Consider the following 20,222-nt stretch of genomic DNA (forward strand, 5'->3'; position numbering starts at 1 on the left):
GCGCTACAGAAAGAGGGGTTATGGATTTATCGATCGCCGCGATCCTCGCGCAGGACGGCATCACCACCGGAGCGATTTATGCGCTGCTTGCGCTCGCACTGGTGCTGGTGTTCTCCGTGACGCGGGTGATCTTCATTCCGCAGGGCGAGTTCGTCTCGTATGGCGCGCTCACGCTCGCCGCGCTGCAATCGCAGAAGTTTCCCGCCACTTGCTGGCTGCTCGTCGCGCTGGGCGCCGCGTGCTTCGTCGTGGAGACGGCAGGGCTCGTGCGACATGCCGAGCGGCGCAAGCATGCGCCGCGCACGCTGGTGACGCTCGCGGGCAAGTACCTGCTGTTTCCCATCGCGCTCTACGCGCTCACGCGCGGCGTAGCGGGGCAGCAACTGCCCATGCTTGCGCAGATCGCGCTCACGCTCGCGATCGTGGTGCCGATGGGGCCGTTCGTCTACCGGCTCGCCTATGAGCCCATCGCCGAGGCGACCACGCTGCTGCTGCTGATCGTGGCAGTGGCGGTGCATTTCGCGATGGTCGGGCTCGGGCTCGTGATGTTCGGCGCGGAGGGGTCGCGCACGAACACGTTCACCGACGCCACGTTCAACATCGGCAGCCTCTCGATTTCGGGGCAGAGCCTCTGGGTGGTCGGCACCGCTGCGGTGCTGATCGTTGCGCTGTATCTCTATTTCGACCGCACGATCTCGGGCAAGGCGCTGCGCGCGACCTCGGTGAACCGGCTGGGCGCGCGCCTCGTGGGCATCGGCACGACTCAGGCCGGGCGGCTCGCATTCACGCTCGCGGCGGGTCTGGGCGCGCTGTGTGGCGTCCTCGTGGCGCCGCTCACCACCATCTACTACGACTCGGGCTTCCTGATTGGCCTGAAGGGCTTCGTGGGCGCCATCATCGGCGGTCTGGTGAGCTACCCGCTGGCCGCCGCGGGCTCCGTGCTCGTGGGGCTGCTGGAGTCGTATTCGTCGTTCTGGGCGAGCTCCTATAAGGAAGTGATCGTGTTCACGCTGATCATCCCCGTGCTGCTGTGGCGCAGCCTTTCCACGCCGCATGCCGAAGAGGAAGAGGAGTGACGCGATGAAACGACTTGTTCTGCATAACCGCTTCTTCTGGTTGTTCCTCGTGGTCATGTTCGCGCTGCCAGTCTTGCCGCGCCCTGTGCACGTGCCCGAATACTGGATCACGCTGCTCAACTACATCGGCCTCTATTCGATCGTCGCGATCGGGCTCGTGCTGCTCACCGGCATCGGCGGGATGACGAGCTTCGGGCAAGCCGCGTTCGTCGGGCTCGGCGCCTATGCCACCGCATACCTGACCACGCAATACGGCGTCTCGCCATGGCTTGCGCTGCTCGTGGGCGTCGTGATCACGGCACTCGTCGCGCTCGTGCTGGGGCTCGTCACCATGCGGCTCTCGGGCCACTTCCTGCCGCTCGGCACCATCGCCTGGGGCCTCGCGCTGTTCTTCCTGTTCGGCAATCTCGACATGCTGGGCAAGTACGACGGGATCAACGGCATTCCGGTGCTCAACGTGCTTGGCATCGACCTCGAATCGGGCCGCCATATCTATTACCTGATCTGGGTGGTCGTGCTGGCGTCGGTCGTCTCCGTTCAGAATCTGCTTAATAGCCGCACGGGCCGCGCCATCCGTGCGCTGCGCGGCGGCGGCCTGATGGCCGAGGCGATGGGCGTGAACACGGCATGGATGCGCGTCGTGATCTTCGTCTACGCGGCGGTGCTCGCGGCGGTTTCGGGCTTCCTCTATGCGCACTTGCAACGCGCGGTGAACCCGACGCCGTTCGGCCTGAACCACGGCATCGAATACCTGTTCATGGCCGTGGTGGGCGGCGTGGCGCACGTCTGGGGCGCGGTGCTGGGCGCCGCGATTCTCACCGTTCTGCAGGACTGGCTGCAAACACTGCTGCCGAAGCTGCTGGGCGAGAACGGCAACTTCGAGATCATCGTGTTCGGAATTTTGATGGTGCTGCTGCTTCAATACGCCAGGCGTGGCGTGTGGCCGTTCGTGGCGCGCTTCTTCCCGCGGGGGCCGCGGGCGCACGTACCCGAGCACGCCGAGCCCTTGCCGCAGCGCAGCAAGCCTGCTGCGGGCGAATTGCTGTTGACCGTCGACAAGGCGCGCAAGCAGTTTGGCGGGCTCGTTGCCGTCAATGACGTGAGTTTCGAGGTGAAGGCGGGGCAAATCATCGGCTTGATCGGCCCGAACGGTGCGGGCAAGTCGACAACCTTCAACCTCGTTACCGGCGTGCTTCAGCCAACCAGCGGCGCGATCACGTTCCGCGGCGAGCGCATCGACCGTCTGACTTCACGTGAAATCGTTGCTCGCGGCATCGGGCGGACGTTCCAGCACGTCAAGCTGCTGCCGACGATGACCGTGCTGGAGAACGTGGCGATTGGCGCGCATCTGCGTGGCCATTCGGGCGTGCTGCGCAGTGTGGTGAAGCTCAATGCCGCCGAGGAGGGCCGGTTGATGAGCGAGGCAGCCAGGCAGATTCGCCGCGTTGGCCTCGAGCAGCACATGTACGACGAGGCCGGCAGCCTCGCGCTCGGGCAGCAACGCATTCTGGAGATTGCGCGGGCGCTTTGTTGCGATCCGACCCTGCTGCTGCTCGACGAGCCCGCCGCCGGCCTGCGTTATCAGGAGAAACAACAGTTGGCTGGCCTGCTGCGCAGGCTGAGAGACGAGGGGATGAGCGTGCTGCTGGTCGAACACGACATGGATTTCGTGATGAATCTCACCGACCGCCTGGTCGTGATGGAGTTCGGCACGCGGATCGCGGAAGGATTGCCGGAAGAAGTGCAGCAGGACCCGGCGGTGCTCGAGGCTTATCTGGGCGGGGTGGAATGATGAGCACTCCCGTACTCGAAGTTTCGGGGCTCGCCGTCCGTTACGGCAAGATCGAGGCGCTGCATAAGGCGGCAATCAAGGTGGGCGCGGGGCAGATCGTCTCCGTGATCGGCCCGAACGGCGCGGGCAAATCCACACTGCTCAACGCCATCATGGGCTCGCTGCCCATCACGGGTCATGCGGCTGGGCGGATTGCCTATCTGGGCGAGGAAATCGGCATGCTGCCGATCGAGCGGCGCGTCGCGCGTGGCATGTGTCTCGTGCCGGAGAAGCGTGAGTTGTTTGCTTCGATGAGCGTCGAAGACAACCTGGTGCTTGGTGCGTACCGTCGGAAGCGGGCTGGGGAGCGCAACTTCCTTGATCAGCTCGATCACGTGTTTCAGTTATTTCCGCGGCTGAAGGAGCGGCGTGCTCAAGCTGCCGGCACGCTCTCGGGCGGCGAGCGCCAGATGCTTGCGGTCGGGCGCGCGCTGATGGGCAAGCCGGATCTGCTGATGCTCGATGAGCCGAGCCTCGGGCTGGCGCCGCTAATCGTGAAGGAGATCTTCCACATCATTAGTGCCTTGCGGCAGACGGGCGTGGCAACGCTGCTGATCGAGCAGAATGCGCGCGCCGCACTGCAGATCTCCGATTACGGCTACGTGCTGGAAACGGGCGATCTGGCGCTGGAAGGGTCGGCGGATGAGCTGGCCCAGAATCCACGAGTGATCGAAACTTACCTCGGCTTGGCAAAGAAACCGGTCTGATCTCGTCAATCTCTGTAGAAAAGAGCGGCGTGTTTCACGTGAAACACGCCGCTCTTTTTGTTTGTGCGTGCTAGCTCCGGCCGGCAGTGCTGCTTGGTCGATAGCTTTGCATGAGCCGGGAGTAGGCGCCAAAGCACTAACTCCGGCCGACAGCTCTGCATGGGACCAGAGTAAGCGCTGAAGCGCTAACACTGGTCGACAGAAATTCGGGCGCGAGCGGCGTGAAACCCGAACCCGCTATAATTCGCGCATACCACTTTTTTCTGAGAAGGCTCACGCGGTCCATTCGTCCGTGCGTGAGGTCCCCGCCATGCTTTTTCCCACAGAATTTGACGTAATCGTCGTCGGCGGCGGTCACGCCGGCACCGAGGCTGCGCTTGCCGCAGCCCGAATGGGCGTCAAGACGCTCCTGCTCACGCATAATATTGAAACGCTCGGTCAGATGAGCTGCAATCCGTCGATTGGCGGCATTGGCAAAGGCCATCTGGTCAAGGAAGTCGATGCGCTGGGCGGCGCAATGGCCGCTGCCACCGACGAGGGCGGCATCCAGTTCCGTATCCTCAATTCCTCCAAAGGGCCCGCCGTGCGTGCGACGCGTGCACAGGCCGACCGCATCCTGTACAAGGCGGCGATCCGTCGGCGCCTCGAGAATCAGCCGAATCTCTGGCTGTTCCAGCAGGCAGTGGAGGACCTGATGGTCGAAGGCGACCGTGTCGTCGGTGCCGTGACGCAGGTGGGACTTCGCTTCCGCGCCCGTGCCGTGGTGCTTACTGCGGGGACGTTCCTCGACGGAAAGATCCACGTGGGCCTGAACAACTACACGGGCGGCCGAGCCGGCGATCCGGCAGCGGTGACGCTGTCGGCGCGTCTAAAGGAGCTGAAGCTTCCGCAAGGCCGTCTCAAGACGGGTACGCCGCCGCGTATCGACGGTCGATCGATCGACTTTTCGGTGCTCGAAGAGCAACCGGGCGACCTCGATCCGGTGCCAGTCTTCTCGTTTCTCGGCAGGGCAGAGCAGCATCCGAAGCAGATTCCCTGCTGGGTCACACACACCAACGAGCGCACGCACGACATCATTCGCGGCGGTCTCGACCGTTCGCCTATGTATACAGGCGTGATCGAGGGAGTGGGGCCGCGCTATTGCCCGTCGATCGAAGACAAGATTCATCGTTTCGCCTCGAAGGAATCGCACCAGATTTTCCTTGAGCCGGAAGGTCTTACGACGAACGAGTTCTACCCGAACGGGATCTCGACGAGCCTGCCGTTCGACGTCCAGCTCGAGCTCGTGCATTCGATGCGCGGGCTCGAACATGCTCACATCCTGCGTCCTGGCTATGCGATCGAGTACGACTACTTCGATCCGCGCGGCCTGAAGGCGTCGCTGGAAACGAAGGTAATCAACGGTTTGTTCTTTGCGGGCCAGATCAACGGCACGACCGGCTACGAAGAGGCCGCGGCGCAAGGCCTGCTCGCGGGCATCAACGCCGGTTTGCAGGTGCAGGGCAAGGACGCATGGTGCCCGCGCCGCGATCAGGCTTACCTCGGTGTATTGGTCGATGATCTGGTGACGCGTGGCGTTTCGGAGCCGTATCGTATGTTTACGAGCCGTGCGGAGTACCGTCTGAGTCTGCGTGAAGACAACGCCGATATGCGCCTGACGGAAATTGGCCGCGAACTCGGAGTCGTCGACGACGCTCGCTGGGATGCATTTAGCCGCAAGCGCGATGCTGTTTCACGTGAAACAGAGCGCTTGAAGTCGACGTGGGTGAATCCGAAGACGCTCGGCGCAGAAGAAGCGACAGCGCTCCTGGGCAAGCCCATCGACCGCGAATACAACCTTGCGGACCTGTTGCGCCGACCGGGCGTGAGCTACGACGGTGTTTGCGGCTTGCGAGAAGGCGCTTGTGCGCCTGAAGCACCGCTTGCCGACGACGAAGTCCTGCTTGCACAAATCAAGGAACAGATCGAAATCGGCATCAAATATCAGGGCTATATCGACCGTCAAGCCGATGAGATCGAGCGTAACGGCGCCCACGAGAATACGCGCCTGCCAGACGGTATTGATTACGCGGAAGTACGCGGCCTGTCGTTCGAAGCGCGGCAGAAGCTGAATCAGTTCCGACCCGAAACGATTGGCCAGGCATCGCGCATCTCGGGTATCACGCCCGCTGCAATCTCGTTGCTGATGGTTCACCTGAAGCGCGGCCTTGGCCGTCGACGTCAGAATCCGTCCGATCAGGGCACCGACAACACGCCGGTGGCTCAATGATGGGGCGCGCAAGGCAACCCGGCATCGCAGATCGCGACGCGCTCGCGCGGCTGTTGAAGGAGGGCGCACAGACGCTCTCCCTCGATTTGAGCGAGGGGCAGCATGAACAACTGCTAGCCTATGTTGCATTGCTGGCGAAATGGAACGCCGTCTATAACCTGACGGCGATCCGCGATCCGCGTCAGATGCTCATTCAGCACATCCTCGATTCGCTTTCGATCCTGCCGCATCTGCCCGCGGTTGCGAACGCCGCAGTGCTCGATGTTGGCTCGGGCGGTGGCTTGCCCGGCATCGTGCTGGCGATTGTGCGTCCGGACTGGCAGGTCACGTTGAACGACATCGTTCAGAAGAAGTCGGCATTCCAGTCGCAGGCCAAGGCCGAATTGGGCCTCGCGAACCTGTCTGTGGTGACGGGGCGCGTTGAATCGCTGCGTCCCGGTATCGAAGTGCCAAAAAAATTCGATCTGATCGTCTCGCGGGCATTCGCGGAACTGGCCGATTTCGTTACACTGGCCCGTCACCTCGTTGCGGATGGCGGAGCGGTCTGGGCGATGAAGGGCGTGCGGCCCGACGCCGAGATCGAGCGTTTGCCGACGGGTGCGCGCAGGTTGCAAACGATTCGCCTCACGGTGCCGTTTCTCGATGCGGAGCGGCATCTGACTGAAGTGGTGGTCCAGCCGGCCCCCGCAGCCTCATCGCCGACACAGTAGCGTGGTTCACTGACCAGAATGACCCGGACCGGGACGACCCGGGCCGAGATGGCCCAAGCCGAGATGGCCCAAGCCGCGATGGCCCAAGCCGCGATGGCCCAAGCCGCGATGGCCCAAGCCGCGATGGCCCAGGCCGCGATGGCCCAGGCCGCGATGGCCCAGGCCGAAAGGTCGAGTAGCGCATCCGAATGGAGTTGCGCTATAAGTATGCAAACTTTTTAAGGCAGTAAAAGGGACACACAAAAGATGGCAAAAATCTTCTGCGTTGCGAACCAGAAGGGCGGCGTCGGCAAGACGACGACAACGGTCAATCTCGCCGCGAGCCTCGCATCGCAGGGACAGCGTGTCCTTCTCATCGATCTCGACCCGCAGGGCAATGCCACGATGGGCAGCGGCATCGACAAGGCAGCATGCGAGAACACGGTTTATGAAGTACTCGTCGATGGCATTTCGGTGCCCGAGGCGCGCACGCGTCCCGAACAGGTGGGCTACGACGTGCTGCCGGCCAACCGTGAGCTCGCCGGGGCCGAGGTGGAACTGGTGACGGTCGAACAGCGCGAGCGCCGCCTGCGGGCTGCCTTGGCCCAAGTCGACGACGAATATGACTTCGTGCTGATCGACTGCCCGCCGGCGCTGTCCTTGCTCACGCTCAACGGGCTGTGCGCGGCACATGGTGTCGTGATTCCGATGCAGTGCGAGTACTTCGCGCTCGAGGGGCTGTCGGACCTCGTCAATACGATCAAGCAGGTGCACGCGAACATGAATCGCGACCTCAAGGTGATCGGTCTTCTGCGCGTGATGTTCGACCCGCGCATCACGCTGCAGCAGCAGGTTTCGGAGCAACTGAAGGAGCACTTTGGCGACAAGGTGTTCGATGTGGTGATTCCGCGCAACGTGCGGCTTGCCGAGGCGCCTAGCTACGGCTTGCCGGGCGTCGTGTTCGACCGCACGTCGCGCGGTGCGCAGGCATATGTGCAATTCGGCGCGGAAATGATCGAGCGCGTACGCGCACTCTGACGCAGACTGGGGAAGCACGATGAACGCAGTAGCACGGAAAAAGGGACTGGGCCGGGGACTGGAAGCATTGCTCGGCGGCAGCGCGGACATTACCGAAGCAGTGAAGATCGAGGGCGCGCCCAATACGCTTGCGCTCACGCAGATGCAGGCGGGCAAGTACCAGCCACGTACGCGCATGGATGAGGGCGCACTGCAGGAACTCGCGGCGAGCATCCGGGCGCAGGGGCTGATGCAGCCGATTCTCGTGCGTCCGGTTGGCCCCGAGCGCTACGAGATCATTGCGGGCGAGCGGCGTTTTCGTGCGGCGCACATTGCCGGCCTCACCGAAGTTCCGGTGCTGGTAAAGGACGTGCCGGATCAGGCCGCCGCTGCGATGGCGCTGATCGAGAACATCCAGCGCGAAGACCTCAATCCGCTCGAAGAGGCGCAGGGCATCCAGCGCTTGCTCGACGAATTCAGTTTCACGCACGAGCAGGCGGCGGAGTCGGTGGGGCGCTCGCGCAGCGCGGTGTCGAACCTGCTGCGTCTCCTGAATCTTGCCGCGCCGGTGCAGACCATGCTGCTCGCAGGCGATCTCGACATGGGGCACGCGCGCGCGTTGCTCGCGGTCGATGCGGCCACGCAGATCACGCTCGCCAATCAGGTGGTCAACAAGCGCATGTCGGTGCGTGAAACGGAGAAACTCGTTTCGAGCACAACCAAAGCCGCGCCTGCACTGAAGGCAAAATCGGCACACGACGGTGGCCGCGACACGCGCCGCCTCGAAGAGGAACTGTCCGATTTGCTGGTCGCGACGGTCAAGATCAAGCTCGGCAGGCGAGGGCGTGGCCAGCTCACCGTCGATTTCGGCGACCTCGACGCACTCGACGGCATTCTGCTTCGTCTGCGTGGCGAGACTGCCGTTTGAATCGACGCCTATAAATTGTTCCCGGTGCGTGAATCCGATGCGGCCACGCGCGGCCCGCTAAGCCTTCTGGGGCGGTTCGGCGCGTTCGTACTCGCCGAGCCGGTTTTGTCGATACTCGCCGCCGCGCTCGTGGTGCTGCAGATTTGCGCGCCACGCGCATGGTCCGCGCTTCCCACGCTGGTCGACTGGCAAACGGTGATGACGCTCGCCGGTCTGCTGATTCTCACCAAGGCGCTCGAATATTCAGGATTACTGACCTGGGTGGCACATCGGCTCGTGCACCGGATTCGCTCTGAGCGTGCACTCGCATTGCTCCTCGTTGCATTCGCGGCGGTGCTCTCGATGGTGGTGACGAACGATGTCGCACTTTTCGTGGTGGTGCCGCTCGTGATGTCGCTGCACAGGCTCACGCCGCTGCCGCTAAAGCGGCTCGTCATCGTGATCGCGCTCGCGGTCAATGCGGGCTCGGTGCTCACGCCGCTTGGCAACCCGCAAAATCTGTTTCTTTGGCAATTGAGCGGTGCGTCATTTAGTCGCTTTGTTGCGGCACTCGCGCCGCTGTGCGCGTTGCTGATGATGCTGCTGTTCGCGCTCGCGGCGCTGCTATTCCGGTCGAAACCCCTCGATCTGACGACGGACGTGGAAAGACATCCCGTCGATCGCGCGCTGGCCTGCGTTGCCGCATTACTTTTCGTCGCTTTCGTGTTGCTCGCCGATACGCATCGCGCGGGCATCGCATTGGCCGGCGTGGCAGCGGGCTTCCTCGTCTGGCGCGCGCGCATCGTTCTTAAGATCGACTGGTTGCTGCTGTTGATCTTCGTACTGATGTTCATCGTGCTGCGCAGCGCCGCCGCGTTGCCGTGGATTCATCATGCGCTTGCGAGCCTCGGGTTGCAGACGCCGCTACGCGCCTACGTTGCAGGCGCCGTACTTTCACAGGGCATCAGCAACGTGCCCGCCGCCATCGTGCTTGCGGATTTCACGCACGACTGGCGCGCGCTGGCGTTTGGAGTGAGCGTCGGCGGATTCGGGCTCGCCATCGGTTCGCTGGCAAATCTGATTGCCGTGCGTCTCTCTGGCGAGCGCGGCGTGTGGTTGCCATTTCATTTGATCTCTATCCCGTTCTGGACAATCGCCGTATTCGGCGGCGGACTAGTGTTGTATTTTTCCTGACAGAAAAACGACAATGCGGGCGACACAATTGTCGATCCAAGGTAAAATCGCGCCCCGTTTTGCTTGGCTCTCCTGACGGTCCAACGCATCCTTACAAATCCCGTTACCTGTGGAGTAATGGTGAGTTTTCCGCATGATGAAGTAGCATTTCATGCGTGTTATTGAACGGCCTAAAGTCTTGAATTGGCTGCAACTATCGCTTACAATCGCCCGGATTTATTTGGTTGGCGGCACCGTAAGCGCGGTGCAAGAAAACGGGCGGAAGCCAAATATCCGGAATAACGCAATGGTGGGTCAGAGGCCAGACGAAGCGCCGCAGGCGCATGAAGGGCCCGATGGTCCACGACGCGGAGTCGAAGCATCGAGCCAAGGGCCGCGTGCGGAGCCGGACAAAGGAAACGCCGCTGCTGCGCGTGACGATCTCAATGCGGAGCCCGAGGCTGATCGCACGACGGATCACAACGCGCGATGGAATCAGCTAGACGCCGACCAGCAAGATAACAACGACATCGTTCCGCTCACCCGGGCCGAAGCCGAGCAACTCTTCGGCGCACAGGTGAGTCGCCCGTCGCGCGTCACGCCGTTTCGTGTCGTGGCAGCGCAAGTGGTTTTGTCCCTGGTTGCTGCGCTGGTGTGGTGGCTGTTCTATAAGCCGCCGGGGAATGCTGCGCTGTCCGCGCTGCTGGGTGGAGCGATCTGCTGGTTGCCCGGTGCGCTGTTCGCGGCGCGTCTGAAGCAGTTGAGCAAGGCCAGCACAGTGATGAACTGGGTGCTTGGTGAAGCATTCAAGATGGGGGCAACGATTGCGATGTTCGTTGCCATTGCGTTCTGGTATCGCGACGTGCAGTGGATCCCGTTGCTCGTCACTTACCTGATCGCATTGAAGACATACTGGATCGCGCTCGCGTGGCGCTGACCCGCCGTTGATATCGCGCCGCCTTCGTGTGGAAGGCGTCGAGGCGAACGAAGCGGCAAACGGTTGGCACATGTTGGAGTACGACTCGATCCGAGGCGGTGCGTTCCCGCAATAGAGCATTGCGCGGGAGCGGCCGGAACCGATTTTCGACAATTTGGGTGATTTTAACGATATGGCAGCCAGCGAAGGAACGAGCGCTCCGGGTCCGTCCGAGTACATTGCGCACCACTTGCAGAACTTTGCCACTGGGCATCAGACGTCGATCGTCGACTTCCATGTCTGGAACCTCGACACGCTGTTCTGGTCGATTCTTTGCGGCATCGTGACCATCCTCATCCTGCGTCTCGCCGCGCGCAAGGCTACGCCGGGCGTGCCGGGCCGCTTCCAGTGCGCCATCGAAATGCTGGTCGAGATGGTTGAGGACCAGTCGAAGTCCATCGTCCACGGCAACCGTACCTTCATCGCACCGCTCGCGCTGTTCGTGTTCATCTGGGTCGCGCTCATGAACTCGCTCGACTTCGTTCCCGTCGACCTGCCCACGCGCGTGATCGGCTGGCTCGGCCTGACCGAAGTGTTCCCGCATCAGCGCATCGTCCCGACGGCCGACCTCAACGGCACATTCGGCATCGCGCTCGGCGTGTTCGTGCTGATGATCTATTACAACCTCAAGATCAAGGGCGCTGGCGGCTTCGTGCACGAACTGCTGTCGGCCCCGTTCGGCGGCCATCCGCTCCTGTGGATCCCGAACCTTGCACTGAACATCATCGAGTTCGTCGCCAAGACGGTTTCGCTCGCCCTGCGGTTGTTCGGCAACATGTATGCAGGCGAACTGCTGTTCCTGCTGATCGCGCTGCTGGGCGGTCTCTGGAGCTTCGGCGCGGACACGACGGTGCTTGGCTTCATCGGCCACGTGATTGCGGGCAGCGTCTGGGCGGTCTTCCACATCCTGATCGTTCTGCTGCAGGCGTTCATTTTCATGATGCTGACGCTGGTGTACATCGGCCAGGCACACGACAAGCACTAAGTGCTCGTCAAACCAGATTTGCAGTTTTATAAATCCCCAGTTCCAAAAAATCTCACAAAGGAGTGATCATGCAAGCTTTCATCGCCAACATCCAGGGTTTCACGGCCATCGGTATCGGCATCATCATCGGCCTGGGTGCAATCGGCGCCTGTATCGGTATCGGCCTGATGGGCGGCAAGTACATCGAAGCCTGCGCACGTCAGCCTGAACTGATGAACCCGCTGCAGACGAAGATGTTCCTGCTGGCTGGTCTGATCGACGCGGCGTTCCTGATTGGCGTGGGTGTTGCAATGCTGTTCGCGTTCGCTAACCCGCTGCTCTCGAAGCTCGCAGCGGGCTAAGTTCCCTGGATGGTTGCGCCCGACCTATAACCATAGATGCGGGCGCAGGACGGAACGGGTGACGAGGCGCTGATCGAGTTTCACAACCGATGAGCGCCTTGCCGTTTCAACTTCCCGGAATAGCAACGTAAAAGGAAACACCGTGAATCTCAACGCAACCCTGTTTGCGCAAATGGTCGTGTTCCTGATCCTCGCGTGGTTCACGATGAAGTTCGTGTGGCCGCCGTTGGTCAACGCCCTCGACGAGCGCTCGAAGAAGATCGCGGACGGCCTCGCCGCCGCCGAAAAGGGCAAGGCGGAACTCGACGCCGCGCACAAGCGCGTCGGCGAAGAACTCGCTTCGGCCCGTAACGAGGGTCAAAGCCGCATCGCGGACGCTGAAAAGCGCGCGCTGGCCGTCGCAGAAGAAATCAAAGCTCAGGCACAAGCCGAAGCGGCACGCATCATCGCCCAAGCGAAGGCCGACGCCGACCAGCAGGTCGTGAAGGCACGCGAAGCGTTGCGCGCCCAGGTCGCGGCGCTTGCCGTGCAAGGTGCCGAGCAGATCCTGAAGCGCGAAGTCGACCAGGCAGCACACGCCGACCTGCTGAATCAACTGAAAGCCGAGCTCTGATCATGGCCGAACTTGCAACCATCGCCCGCCCGTACGCAGAAGCGCTCTTTGGCGTGGCCGAAGCTGGTGACACCGCCGCCTGGTCCACGCTCGTCGCGGAGCTGGCACAGGTTGCGGCCTTGCCCGAGGTGCTGTCGGTCGCGACGAGCCCGAAAGTGAGCCATGCCCAGGTCGTCGAGCTCCTGCTCGCGGCGGTGAAGTCCCCTCTCAAGGATGCGCCCGAGGCGAAGAACTTCGTGCAGATGCTGATTGCGAATCACCGTCTGGAACTGCTGCCGGAAATCCAGGCACAGTACGAAGCGCTCAAGAACGCCAAGGCAGGCGCAGCCGATGCGCTGATCGTCAGCGCGTTCCCGCTTGAAGGTGCACAGTTGACCGACCTCGTCGCCAGCCTCGAACGCAAGTTCAAATGCAAGCTGAACCCGACCGTCGAGATCGACAAGTCGCTCATCGGCGGCGTGCGCGTCACGGTCGGCGACGAAGTGCTCGATACCTCGGTCCGCGCGCGGCTCGCCAGCATGCAGGTGGCTCTGACCGCCTGAGCGCCCCTTTAATGGGCGCGGCGGCTGGCACGCAACAGAATTGAACATCAGGAGCGAATAATGCAACTCAATCCCTCTGAGATCAGCGAGCTGATCAAGAGCCGGATCCAGGGCCTCGAAGCGAGCACCGACGTTCGCAACCAGGGCACCGTGATCTCTGTGACCGACGGTATCGTGCGTATCCACGGCCTGTCGGACGTGATGCAGGGCGAAATGCTCGAATTCCCGGGCAACACCTTCGGCCTCGCGCTGAACCTCGAGCGCGACTCGGTCGGCGCCGTGATTCTGGGCGAGTACGAGCACATCTCGGAAGGCGACATCGTCAAGACGACGGGCCGCATTCTCGAAGTGCCGGTGGGCCCCGAACTGATCGGCCGCGTGGTCGATCCGCTCGGGAACCCGATCGACGGCAAGGGCCCGGTCAACGCCAAGCTCACCGACGCAATCGAGAAGATCGCTCCGGGCGTGATCTGGCGTGAAGGCGTGTCGCAGCCGATGCAAACCGGTCTGAAGTCGATCGACTCGATGGTGCCGATCGGCCGCGGCCAGCGTGAGCTGATCATCGGCGACCGTCAGTGCGGCAAGACCGCGGTGGCCGTCGACACGATCATCAACCAGAAGGGCAAGGACCTCATCTGTATCTACGTCGCGATCGGCCAGAAGGCTTCGTCGATCCAGAACGTGGTGCGCAAGCTCGAAGAAACGGGCGCGATCGAATACACGATCGTGGTCGCCGCTTCGGCTTCGGAATCGGCGGCGCTGCAGTACCTCGCGCCGTACGCCGGCTGCACGATGGGCGAATACTTCCGCGACCGCGGTCAAGACGCCCTGATCATCTATGACGACTTGACCAAGCAAGCCTGGGCATACCGTCAGATCTCGCTGCTGCTGCGCCGCCCGCCGGGCCGCGAAGCTTACCCCGGCGACGTGTTCTATCTGCACTCGCGCCTGCTCGAGCGCGCCGCGCGCGTCTCGGCCGACTACGTCGAGAAGTTCACGAACGGCGAAGTGAAGGGCAAGACGGGTTCGCTGACGGCACTGCCGATCATCGAAACGCAAGCCGGCGACGTGACCGCATTCGTTCCGACGAACGTGATCTCGATTACCGACGGCCAGATCTTCCTGGAAACCGACCTCTTCAACGCAGGCATCCGTCCGGCTATTAACGCTGGCGTGTCGGTCTCGCGTGTGGGTGGTGCGGCACAGACCAAGGTCGTGAAGAAGCTGTCGGGCGGTATCCGTACCGACCTCGCGCAGTACCGTGAACTCGCAGCGTTTGCACAGTTCGCATCGGACCTCGACGAAGCAACCCGCAAGCAGCTCGAGCGCGGCCGCCGCGTGACGGAACTGCTCAAGCAGCCGCAATACCAGCCGCTGCAAGTGTGGGAGCTGGCTGTTTCGCTGTTCGCGGCGAACAACGGCTACCTCGACGACCTCGAAGTCAAGGACGTCCTGGCATTCGAAAAGGGCCTGCGTGAATACCTGAAGTCGAAGCACGCCGACCTCGTCGCGCGCATCGAGGACAAGAAGGACCTGTCGAAGGACGACGAGACTGCGCTCCACGCAGCTCTCAAGGACTTCAAGAAGTCCGGCGCATACTGATCCGTCCGGGAATCAACCACGATAAACGGACATTGAAGCGGCGCGGGTTTGCAGTAGTCAGTGCGCCCGCCACGCTTCGATCAAGGAGCAAGCAATGGCTGGAATGAAGGAAATTCGCGGCAAGATCAAGAGCGTGCAAAACACGCGCAAGATCACCAAGGCGATGGAAATGGTCGCGGCGTCGAAGATGCGCCGCGCCCAGGAGCGCATGCGCGCCGCCCGCCCGTATGCCGACAAGGTCCGCGACATCGCTGCGCACATGAGCCGTGCGAACCCCGAGTATCGTCATCCGTTCATGACGGAAAACAACGATGCGAAGGTCGCCGGCGTGATTCTCGTCACGACCGACAAGGGTCTGTGCGGCGGGATGAACACCAACGTGCTGCGTGCGACGCTGCAGAAGTTCAAGGAACTGGAAGCATCGGGCAAGACGGTCGAAGCAACGGCGATCGGCAGCAAGGGCCTCGGTTTCCTGAACCGTCTGCGCGCGAAGGTCGTTTCGAACGTCGTGCAACTCGGCGACACGCCGCACCTCGAAAAGCTGATCGGCGCGGTGAAGGTGCAGCTCGACCAGTACTCGGAAGGCAAGCTCTCCGCGGTGTACCTGGCGTACACGCGCTTCGTCAACACGATGAAGCAGGAGCCGGTCATCGAGCAGCTGCTGCCGCTGTCGAACGAGCGCCTCGAAGGCAACGACGACGGCACGACGCCAAAGTCGCAGTGGGACTACATCTACGAGCCGGACGCGCAAACCGTCGTGGACGAACTGCTGGTCCGCTATGTCGAAGCCCTGGTCTATCAGGCCGTGGCGGAAAACATGGCGTCGGAGCAGTCGGCCCGTATGGTCGCGATGAAGGCAGCGTCGGACAACGCGAAGACGGTCATCAACGAACTGCAGCTCTCGTACAACAAGAGCCGCCAGGCCGCGATTACGAAGGAACTTTCGGAAATCGTCGGCGGCGCAGCAGCGGTCTGACCGGGCACAAGCCGAACGCGAAACCGCGCCGCTGCGCTACTTTCAGCTAGCGGCGGCCGAGTGAAGAATTCAGGTATCTAAAGGAAAATCGATGAGTACAACTGCTTTGGTAGAAGGCAAGATCGTACAGTGCATCGGCGCGGTGATCGACGTGGAGTTCCCGCGTGAGCACATGCCGAAGATCTACGACGCGCTGATTCTCGACGGGTCCGAACTGACCCTCGAAGTGCAGCAGCAGCTGGGCGACGGCGTTGTCCGCACCATCTGTCTGGGTGCGTCGGACGGCCTGCGTCGCGGCACCGTGGTCAAGAACACGGGCGAGCCCATCAGCGTGCCGGTCGGCAAGCCGACCCTCGGCCGCATCATGGACGTGCTCGGCCGTCCGATCGACGAAGCGGGCCCGATCGTCAGCGAGAACAAGCGCGCGATCCACCAGAAGGCACCGGCATTCGACGAGCTGTCCCCGTCGGCCGAACTGCTCGAAACCGGCATCAAGGTTATCGACCTGATCTGCCCGTTCGCAAAGGGCGGCAAGGTCGGTCTGTTCGGCGGTGCAGGCGTGGGCAAGACCGTCAACATGATGGAGCTCATCAACAACATCGCGAAGGAACACGGCGGCTTCTCCGTGTTCGCGGGCGTGGGCGAGCGTACCCGTGAGGGCAACGACTTCTACCACGAAATGAAGGACTCGAACGTTCTGGACAAGGTCGCGCTGGTGTACGGCCAGATGAACGAGCCGCCGGGCAACCGTCTGCGCGTCGCGCTGACCGGTCTGACGATGGCCGAGCACTTCCGTGACGAAGGCCTCGACGTGCTGTTCTTCGTCGACAACATCTACCGTTTCACGCTGGCTGGTACCGAAGTGTCGGCACTGCTCGGCCGTATGCCTTCGGCAGTGGGCTATCAGCCGACGCTGGCAGAAGAAATGGGCAAGCTGCAAGAGCGCATCACGTCCACGAAGAAGGGCTCGATTACCTCGGTTCAGGCCGTGTACGTCCCTGCGGACGACTTGACCGACCCGTCGCCGGCTACGACCTTCGGCCACCTGGACGCAACCGTCGTGCTGTCGCGTGACATCGCCTCGCTGGGTATCTACCCGGCAGTCGACCCGCTCGACTCGACCTCGCGCCAGATCGACCCGAACGTGATCGGCGAAGAGCACTACTCGATCACGCGCGGCGTGCAGCAGACGCTCCAGCGCTACAAGGAACTGCGCGACATTATCGCGATTCTGGGCATGGACGAACTGTCGCCGGAAGACAAGCTGTCTGTCGCCCGCGCACGCAAGATCCAGCGTTTCCTCTCGCAGCCGTTCCACGTCGCGGAAGTCTTCACGGGCTCGCCGGGCAAGTACGTGCCGCTGAAGGAAACCATCCGCGGCTTCAAGATGATCGTTGGCGGCGAGTGCGATCACCTGCCGGAGCAGGCGTTCTACATGGTCGGCACGATCGACGAAGCCTTCGAAAAGGCCAAGAAGATCCAGTAAGGGTTAGTTGCCAACGGGCGACCAGGCACACGTTGCCGGGTCGCCGCCGCAACCGATTAACCCGAGCTGTGCATGAGGTCGGAGTAAGCGCTAAAGCGCCAACTCCGGCCGACACAGGAGTCGACACATATGGCAGCAACCATCAAGGTAGACGTCGTCAGCGCCGAAGAGAGCATCTACGGCGGCCAGGCGAAGTTCGTCGCGCTTCCGGGCGAAGCGGGCGAGCTGGGCATTCTGCCGGGCCACACGCCGCTCATCACGCGGATTCGTCCGGGTGCGGTGCGCATCGTGAGCGCGGACGGCGATGAAGAATTCGTGTTCGTCGCCGGCGGCATTCTCGAAGTGCAGCCGGGCGCCGTGACGGTGCTCGCCGACACCGCGATCCGCGGCAAGGATCTCGACGAGGCGAAGGCCACCGAGGCGCGCAAGCGCGCCGAAGAGGCGGTGCAGAACGCCGGCTCGAACCTCGAGTACGCAACGGCACAGGCGGAGCTCGCCTACGCCGTCGCACAGCTCGCGGCGATCCAGCGCCTGCGCAAGATGAACCAGCACTGATCTCGCGACAGCACGCCCTTCGGGTGCGTGCCAGTTGCTCTGAAACGGGCTCTCCGATTGGGGAGCCCGTTTTTTTTTGCGCGCTCGCCAAACAAGGACACCCACGTCTCGTCCCCAATGCGCCGACACGAGAAAATCACTTGACGTTTACGGAAAGGTAATGCGAAATCATGCCTTCGTGCCCACCGATGACCAGATCGAAGGCGCCGGCCGCGGTCCATGCGCTGCGGGTAAAACTTGATGCTGCCGGCCGTGCGCGCGGTGGCACAATGATTTTCAAATCTATTTCAATCGGGAGCGAGACTCCCGGGGAGACAGCCACTATGGCAATCGACGCAGCAGGTGTGCGCGAAGCGCTCATCGCGCCGAAAGACGGCCTTTCCTACGTGCGCGGAACGACTGACATACCGCTCTCCGACGCGACCATCGGCGCTTTCCTCGAGGAGACCGCACAGCGCTTTCCGGAGCGTCCGGCCGTGGTGTTCCGCGAGCAGGGCATCCGCTGGACCTGGCGCGAGTTCGCCGAGGAAGTGGACGTGGTGGCTGCCGGCTTCTTGTCGCTTGGCATCGCGGCGGGGGACCGGGTCGGTATCTGGTCGCCCAATCGCTTCGAGTGGCTGCTCACGCAGTTCGCCACGGCGCGCATCGGCGCCGTGCTCGTCAACATCAATCCTGCCTACCGTCTTGCCGAACTCGAATACGCGCTGAACAAGGTGAGCTGCAAAGCGATCGTCGCGGCGGAAAGCTTCAAGACGTCAAAGTACATCGAGATGCTGCAAACGCTCGCGCCCGAGCTTGCGAGCGCGACGCCTGGCGACTTGCACGCGGCGAAGCTACCTGAACTGCGTGCGGTGATCCGCATGTGCGACGCGGAAACGCCCGGCATGCTGAACTTCAGCGATCTGATCGAGCAGGGGCGAGAGCGGCTCGAGCGCAACGGCCGCGCGGAGCTCGATGCGATCGGCGCGACGCTGAACGCTGGCGACTCCATCAACATTCAGTTCACGAGCGGCACCACGGGCAACCCGAAGGGCGCCACGCTCACGCACCGCAACGTGCTCAACAACGGCCGCTTCATCGCGATGGCGATGCGGCTCACCGAAGAAGATTCGCTCTGCATTCCGGTGCCGCTTTATCACTGCTTCGGCATGGTGCTCGCGGTGCTCGCGTGCGTGTCGGTTGGGGCGACCATGGTGTTTCCGGGCGAGGCCTTCGACCCGCGCGCGGCGCTCGAAGCGGTGTCCGAGGAACGCTGCACGGCGCTGCACGGCGTGCCGACAATGTTCATCGCCGAACTCGATCATCCCGACTTCGCGAGCTTCGATCTCTCGCGCCTGCGCACGGGCATCATGGCGGGCTCGCCGTGCCCGATCGAAACGATGAAGCGCGTGGTCTCGAAGATGCATCTCGCGGAGATCACGATCGCCTACGGCATGACGGAGACGAGCCCCGTATCGTTCCAGAGCGCGACGACCGATCCGCTCGACAAGCGCACGACCACGGTGGGGCGCATCCAGCCGCATCTGGAGGTGAAGATCGTGGACGCGCTCGGCAACATCGTGCCGGTAGGCGAGACGGGCGAACTCTGCACGAAGGGCTACTCGGTGATGCGAGGCTACTGGGGCGATGAAGCGAAGACGGCCGAGGCAATCGTCGATGGCTGGATGCACACGGGCGACCTCGCGACGCTCGACGCCGGGGGCTACTGCAATATCGTCGGACGTCTGAAGGACATGCTGATTCGCGGCGGCGAGAACATCTATCCGCGCGAGATCGAGGAATTTCTGTTCCGCCATCCCAAGGTGCAGTCGGTGCAGGTGTTCGGCGTGCCCGATGCGAAGTACGGCGAAGAGGTCTGCGCGTGGATCGTGCTGCGTCCGGGCGAGGTGGCCACGCCCGAGGAGATTCAGGCGTTCTGTCAGGGGCAAATCGCGCATTACAAGATCCCGAAGTACATCCGCTTCGTCGACGAAATGCCGATGACGGTGACAGGCAAGGTGCAGAAGTTCGTGATGCGCTCGCGCATGATCGACGAACTGAAAATCACCGAGCAAAAGACCGCCTGATGCCGCCGCGAAGCGTGAGACGGGCAGGACGGCATGAAATGCCGAATGCTTCGCATGTCGAATGAATTGGCCGACGCATCGGCGTGGCGGTGAATTAGCCATTCTGCTAACGCGGCGGCAGTCGAGCCGATAAATGCCGGGGCTGGAAATATGCGTGCGAGGTTATTCGCGTCATCGCAACAGAGCGATGGCGAACGGGCGTGAGAAGGGAAATAGACGAAAAAAAAGCGGGCCTGGAGCCCGCTAAAAACCACACGCTACGGGGTTAGCGCGAGGAGACCAAATGAGGAGCCGGGTCTTGGAACGTTTCAAAACGCCGGTAACGGCTCCAACAAGGATGCCCCTGACTGGGCTTCGGCATGACGCCGACCGGCCGGTGTGTCGTGTCCGCTCACACTGACACCGAGCCAC

19 protein-coding genes are annotated in these 20,222 nt (G+C 62.4%); 18 read left to right on the forward strand and 1 reads right to left on the reverse strand.

Translation table 11 applies throughout. From position 1 onward, the window contains the following. Nucleotides 1-20 precede the first annotated feature (20 nt). The 17 genes from L5014_RS16310 to L5014_RS16390 all read left to right on the forward strand — a co-directional run bounded on the left by L5014_RS16310 (nucleotide 21) and on the right by L5014_RS16390 (nucleotide 17,745). The gene (locus L5014_RS16310) at nucleotides 21-1,076 is read left to right on the forward strand and encodes a branched-chain amino acid ABC transporter permease (protein WP_238464766.1); all 1,056 of its coding nucleotides are present in this window, start codon (nucleotides 21-23) and stop codon (nucleotides 1,074-1,076) included. Between the two features lie 4 nt (nucleotides 1,077-1,080). Further along, nucleotides 1,081-2,868, forward strand: a complete 1,788-nt coding sequence (locus tag L5014_RS16315; RefSeq protein WP_238464767.1) for a branched-chain amino acid ABC transporter ATP-binding protein/permease — start codon at nucleotides 1,081-1,083, stop codon at nucleotides 2,866-2,868. Continuing rightward, entirely contained in the window at nucleotides 2,865-3,614 is a 750-nt protein-coding gene (locus L5014_RS16320; RefSeq protein ID WP_238464768.1) for an ABC transporter ATP-binding protein, read from the forward strand. Before L5014_RS16315 ends, L5014_RS16320 begins: the two co-directional genes overlap by 4 nt. A gap of 310 nt (nucleotides 3,615-3,924) precedes the next feature. Continuing rightward, nucleotides 3,925-5,883: a tRNA uridine-5-carboxymethylaminomethyl(34) synthesis enzyme MnmG gene (gene mnmG / locus L5014_RS16325; RefSeq protein WP_238464769.1), complete on the forward strand. Its 1,959-nt coding sequence runs from the start codon at nucleotides 3,925-3,927 to the stop codon at nucleotides 5,881-5,883. Continuing rightward, nucleotides 5,883-6,593 carry a 16S rRNA (guanine(527)-N(7))-methyltransferase RsmG gene (gene rsmG, locus L5014_RS16330; protein ID WP_238464891.1) on the forward strand — a complete coding sequence of 237 codons (711 nt, stop codon included), beginning with the start codon at nucleotides 5,883-5,885 and terminating at the stop codon, nucleotides 6,591-6,593. Before mnmG ends, rsmG begins: the two co-directional genes overlap by 1 nt. Nucleotides 6,594-6,839: 246 nt before the next feature. After that, nucleotides 6,840-7,610 carry a ParA family protein gene (locus tag L5014_RS16335; RefSeq protein WP_238464774.1) on the forward strand — a complete coding sequence of 257 codons (771 nt, stop codon included), beginning with the start codon at nucleotides 6,840-6,842 and terminating at the stop codon, nucleotides 7,608-7,610. Between the two features lie 19 nt (nucleotides 7,611-7,629). Continuing rightward, a complete protein-coding gene (locus L5014_RS16340; protein WP_238464775.1) occupies nucleotides 7,630-8,517 on the forward strand; it encodes a ParB/RepB/Spo0J family partition protein in 888 nt (295 codons plus the stop codon). 24 nt (nucleotides 8,518-8,541) lie between these two features. Continuing rightward, nucleotides 8,542-9,690, forward strand: a complete 1,149-nt coding sequence (locus L5014_RS16345; protein ID WP_420800079.1) for an SLC13 family permease — start codon at nucleotides 8,542-8,544, stop codon at nucleotides 9,688-9,690. Between the two features lie 286 nt (nucleotides 9,691-9,976). Next, on the forward strand, nucleotides 9,977-10,606 hold the full coding sequence (locus L5014_RS16350) for an ATP synthase subunit I (RefSeq protein ID WP_420800080.1): 630 nt from the start codon (nucleotides 9,977-9,979) through the stop codon (nucleotides 10,604-10,606). 172 nt (nucleotides 10,607-10,778) lie between these two features. Then, on the forward strand, nucleotides 10,779-11,630 hold the full coding sequence (gene atpB / locus L5014_RS16355; RefSeq protein ID WP_238464776.1) for a F0F1 ATP synthase subunit A: 852 nt from the start codon (nucleotides 10,779-10,781) through the stop codon (nucleotides 11,628-11,630). Between the two features lie 68 nt (nucleotides 11,631-11,698). Next, complete coding sequence (atpE, locus tag L5014_RS16360; RefSeq protein WP_238464777.1) at nucleotides 11,699-11,971, forward strand: F0F1 ATP synthase subunit C; 273 nt, start codon at nucleotides 11,699-11,701, stop codon at nucleotides 11,969-11,971. 142 nt (nucleotides 11,972-12,113) lie between these two features. Further along, entirely contained in the window at nucleotides 12,114-12,584 is a 471-nt protein-coding gene (locus tag L5014_RS16365; protein ID WP_238464778.1) for a F0F1 ATP synthase subunit B, read from the forward strand. Nucleotides 12,585-12,586: 2 nt separating this feature from the next. Continuing rightward, nucleotides 12,587-13,126, forward strand: coding sequence for a F0F1 ATP synthase subunit delta (locus L5014_RS16370; RefSeq protein WP_238464779.1), 540 nt, complete (start codon nucleotides 12,587-12,589; stop codon nucleotides 13,124-13,126). A 60-nt stretch (nucleotides 13,127-13,186) separates the two neighbouring features. Continuing rightward, entirely contained in the window at nucleotides 13,187-14,728 is a 1,542-nt protein-coding gene (gene atpA / locus L5014_RS16375) for a F0F1 ATP synthase subunit alpha (protein ID WP_238464780.1), read from the forward strand. A gap of 94 nt (nucleotides 14,729-14,822) precedes the next feature. Next, the gene (atpG, locus tag L5014_RS16380) at nucleotides 14,823-15,704 is read left to right on the forward strand and encodes a F0F1 ATP synthase subunit gamma (protein ID WP_238464781.1); all 882 of its coding nucleotides are present in this window, start codon (nucleotides 14,823-14,825) and stop codon (nucleotides 15,702-15,704) included. A gap of 91 nt (nucleotides 15,705-15,795) precedes the next feature. Then, nucleotides 15,796-17,190 (forward strand): F0F1 ATP synthase subunit beta, encoded by a 1,395-nt coding sequence (gene atpD / locus L5014_RS16385; RefSeq protein WP_238464782.1) that lies wholly within the window; start codon nucleotides 15,796-15,798, stop codon nucleotides 17,188-17,190. A gap of 129 nt (nucleotides 17,191-17,319) precedes the next feature. Next, the gene (locus tag L5014_RS16390) at nucleotides 17,320-17,745 is read left to right on the forward strand and encodes a F0F1 ATP synthase subunit epsilon (protein WP_238464783.1); all 426 of its coding nucleotides are present in this window, start codon (nucleotides 17,320-17,322) and stop codon (nucleotides 17,743-17,745) included. Nucleotides 17,746-17,881: 136 nt separating this feature from the next. On the opposite strand, the gene L5014_RS16395 is transcribed toward L5014_RS16390, so the two are convergent. Next, the gene (locus tag L5014_RS16395; RefSeq protein WP_238464784.1) at nucleotides 17,882-18,025 is read right to left on the reverse strand and encodes a hypothetical protein; all 144 of its coding nucleotides are present in this window, start codon (nucleotides 18,023-18,025) and stop codon (nucleotides 17,882-17,884) included. 43 nt (nucleotides 18,026-18,068) lie between these two features. Here L5014_RS16395 and L5014_RS16400 point away from each other — a divergent pair, with 43 nt between their 5' ends. After that, a complete protein-coding gene (locus L5014_RS16400; RefSeq protein ID WP_238464785.1) occupies nucleotides 18,069-19,811 on the forward strand; it encodes an AMP-binding protein in 1,743 nt (580 codons plus the stop codon). The last annotated feature ends 411 nt before the right edge of the window (nucleotides 19,812-20,222 follow it).

This window comes from Paraburkholderia tagetis, assembly GCF_022213065.1.
Lineage (GTDB): Bacteria > Pseudomonadota > Gammaproteobacteria > Burkholderiales > Burkholderiaceae > Paraburkholderia > Paraburkholderia tagetis.

Bases quoted from the DNA above. Each gene is read 5' to 3' on its own strand.
- L5014_RS16310 (WP_238464766.1), top strand. From the start codon at position 21: ATGGATTTATCGATCGCCGCGATCCTCGCGCAGGACGGCATCACCACC.
- L5014_RS16335 (WP_238464774.1), top strand. From the start codon at position 6,840: ATGGCAAAAATCTTCTGCGTTGCGAACCAGAAGGGCGGCGTCGGCAAG.
- atpA (WP_238464780.1), top strand. From the start codon at position 13,187: ATGCAACTCAATCCCTCTGAGATCAGCGAGCTGATCAAGAGCCGGATC.
- atpG (WP_238464781.1), top strand. From the start codon at position 14,823: ATGGCTGGAATGAAGGAAATTCGCGGCAAGATCAAGAGCGTGCAAAAC.
- L5014_RS16370 (WP_238464779.1), top strand. From the start codon at position 12,587: ATGGCCGAACTTGCAACCATCGCCCGCCCGTACGCAGAAGCGCTCTTT.
- atpD (WP_238464782.1), top strand. From the start codon at position 15,796: ATGAGTACAACTGCTTTGGTAGAAGGCAAGATCGTACAGTGCATCGGC.
- L5014_RS16390 (WP_238464783.1), top strand. From the start codon at position 17,320: ATGGCAGCAACCATCAAGGTAGACGTCGTCAGCGCCGAAGAGAGCATC.
- atpB (WP_238464776.1), top strand. From the start codon at position 10,779: ATGGCAGCCAGCGAAGGAACGAGCGCTCCGGGTCCGTCCGAGTACATT.
- L5014_RS16320 (WP_238464768.1), top strand. From the start codon at position 2,865: ATGATGAGCACTCCCGTACTCGAAGTTTCGGGGCTCGCCGTCCGTTAC.
- L5014_RS16315 (WP_238464767.1), top strand. From the start codon at position 1,081: ATGAAACGACTTGTTCTGCATAACCGCTTCTTCTGGTTGTTCCTCGTG.
- mnmG (WP_238464769.1), top strand. From the start codon at position 3,925: ATGCTTTTTCCCACAGAATTTGACGTAATCGTCGTCGGCGGCGGTCAC.
- L5014_RS16350 (WP_420800080.1), top strand. From the start codon at position 9,977: ATGGTGGGTCAGAGGCCAGACGAAGCGCCGCAGGCGCATGAAGGGCCC.
- atpE (WP_238464777.1), top strand. From the start codon at position 11,699: ATGCAAGCTTTCATCGCCAACATCCAGGGTTTCACGGCCATCGGTATC.
- L5014_RS16340 (WP_238464775.1), top strand. From the start codon at position 7,630: ATGAACGCAGTAGCACGGAAAAAGGGACTGGGCCGGGGACTGGAAGCA.
- rsmG (WP_238464891.1), top strand. From the start codon at position 5,883: ATGGGGCGCGCAAGGCAACCCGGCATCGCAGATCGCGACGCGCTCGCG.
- L5014_RS16400 (WP_238464785.1), top strand. From the start codon at position 18,069: ATGGCAATCGACGCAGCAGGTGTGCGCGAAGCGCTCATCGCGCCGAAA.